Consider the following 2,494-nt stretch of genomic DNA (forward strand, 5'->3'; position numbering starts at 1 on the left):
TGCATATCGTGCTATCAAAGAAGCTGAAACTCAACGTTATGTCAGCACGATTGAGCGGGTTGGGACTATTCGTATTGAAAAGAAAAAGAAAGAAAATATCGAACGTCTGACTTTTGCGGAAGTTGTAAATATTGTGGATGGCCAAGTATTGGGTGGAAAGAATGGTCTGCATAAAACGCTGACCAAGTTTGTTATTGGTGCGATGCAATTAGAGGACATGATGCGATACACCGATGCGGGCAGTCTACTAATCGTCGGAAACCGGGCGAAAGCCCATTTTACAGCTTTGAAAGCAGGAGCGGCTGTATTGATAACGGGTGGATTTGAAGCCTCGGAATCTTTGAAAAAAGWGGCGGATGAATTAGAGTTGCCGATTATCTCCACAAGTTATGACACATTTACAGTTGCCACGATGATTAATCGTGCCATTTATGATCAATTAATTAAAAAAGAAATTTTATTCATTGAAGATATTTATGTGCCGTTTCAGGAAACAGATTTCTTGCGTGTAACCGACGACGTGAAAGCGTATCATAACAAAAATGCACAAACAAGGCATGGTGGATTTCCAGTGGTGGATGCCAATCAAAAAAATGTTGGCATCGTTACGGCAAGAGACGTTATAGGGAAAAATTATGGTGAATCCATCGAAAAAGTCATGACAAAAAATCCTATCACAGTCACGATGAAAACGAGTGTTGCTACTGCTGGGCATCGGATGATTTGGGAAGGCATCGACTTAATGCCGGTGGTCAATGATTCCGGCATTCTCGAAGGGGTTATCAGTCGCCAGGATGTCTTAAAAGCATTGCAGCTGGCGCAACGACAGCCGCAACATGGTGAAACGATTGATGATATTGTCAAAAATCAAATGAAAGTCCTTCAAGAAGATGAACTCGCAGTCGAGTTTACCGTGACGCCGCAAATGACGAATCAATTTGGGGCCATTTCATATGGAGCATTTACCACCCTGTTGGCTGAAGCGGGTAATTACGCGATGAAAAACAGAAAACGTGGAGATAGTGTCGCTGAGAACATGACGATTTATTTTATCAAACCTGTTCAGATGGATAGTGTGTWGACGGTACGTCCTCGAATATTGGACATGAGTCGGAAGTTTGTGAAAATGGAGTTTGATGTGTTCCATGGTACTCTTTTAGTCGGGAAGGCTATGATGATGTTCCAGTTGCTTGAAAGATAGGGTCAAACCTCAGAATGGCAATAAAAAAAGTGATGCTGGACAGCATCACTTTTTGTTCAAACGAAATTCTTCTTCTACAAATTGACCGTAATGTTTGGCCACACGATAATAATTAACCATGGYGAACAAACCAATAACAATAAATATCCCTGAGATAACATACGTTAATGTTGTGGGAAATAAGAATAATTGGTTAAGTCCAAAGAAAAATAACAAGCTACCAAGTGCTATTAAAGCACGATTCGAATACCACTTTTTGGCAATCGGTAATTCACTGCGATATTGCTTCGTTTTAAAATAAAAATAAAACGCAAATGAAATTACAATCAGAAATATAAATACAGCATTTATCATCGTAAACCTCCTGTTATTAAATGAAACTGTCATTATTGTATCGACATTTTTACAGAATTGCGAATGGTATTCACGAAAGGTCGGAGGGAAAATCATGAAACGTCAAATCATTGACACAATATCGGCTTACGAAACAATCATTATTCATCGGCACGTTAGACCAGATCCCGATGCTTACGGATCTTCAGTTGGCTTAAAAGAAATTCTCAAAGCAAGTTACCCTGACAAGAAGGTGTATGTTACAGGGGAACATGAGGAAACATTAAGCTTTCTTGCCGAGCCTGACCAAGTGAGTGATGCCCAATTTGAAGGTGCACTTATTATCGTCACAGATACAGCAAACACAGAACGAATTGATGATCAACGATACCTATCGGGTGCTTTTCTAATCAAAATCGATCATCACCCGAACGATGATGCCTACGGTGATTTATTATGGGTCAATACGCAAGCAAGTTCTGCAAGTGAAATGATTTATGATCTTTACGAAGAAGGCAAGACTAGTGCAAATTGGCAAATGTCTGATGCTGCCGCACGTGTTCTATTTGCAGGAATCGTCGGAGATACCGGACGATTTATGTTCTCAAGTACAAGTCAAAAGACTTTTGACACGGCAGGCGAATTAATCAAATATAATTTTGATCGTACTGAATTATTTAATGGCATGTACGAAGTGGAACGTAATCTATTGCATTTACAAGGTCATATTTACCAGCACTTCGTCATGAATGACAACGGGGCGGCTTACATTAAACTACCGCTTGAAACGTTGAAAGAATTCGGTGTGACTGCAAGCGAAACATCGTTACTTGTCGGTTCTCTTGGCAATGTAAAAGGAATTAAAGCGTGGATAATATTCATCGAAGAAGAGGATCAGATTCGCGTGCGACTTCGCTCTAAAGGTCCTATAATCAATGAATTGGCCAAGCAGTATGGTGG

General features: G+C 40.2%; 3 protein-coding genes. 2 read left to right on the forward strand and 1 reads right to left on the reverse strand.

Annotation, left to right across the window (positions count from 1 at the left end):
• Window positions 1-1,201: DRTGG domain-containing protein (locus AC1DSB_RS17925; RefSeq protein WP_477587270.1), on the forward strand; the 1,201-nt coding region annotated here is incomplete at its 5' end.
• A 45-nt stretch (window positions 1,202-1,246) separates the two neighbouring features.
• Here AC1DSB_RS17925 and AC1DSB_RS17930 read toward each other — a convergent pair.
• Entirely contained in the window at window positions 1,247-1,555 is a 309-nt protein-coding gene (locus AC1DSB_RS17930; protein WP_477587271.1) for a YtpI family protein, read from the reverse strand.
• A 94-nt stretch (window positions 1,556-1,649) separates the two neighbouring features.
• Between AC1DSB_RS17930 and AC1DSB_RS17935 the strand changes: the two genes are divergently transcribed.
• A partial coding sequence (locus tag AC1DSB_RS17935) for a DHH family phosphoesterase (protein WP_477587272.1) occupies window positions 1,650-2,494 on the forward strand: 845 nt, incomplete at its 3' end.

This window comes from Paenisporosarcina sp. P4_E4_2 (genome assembly GCF_056401595.1).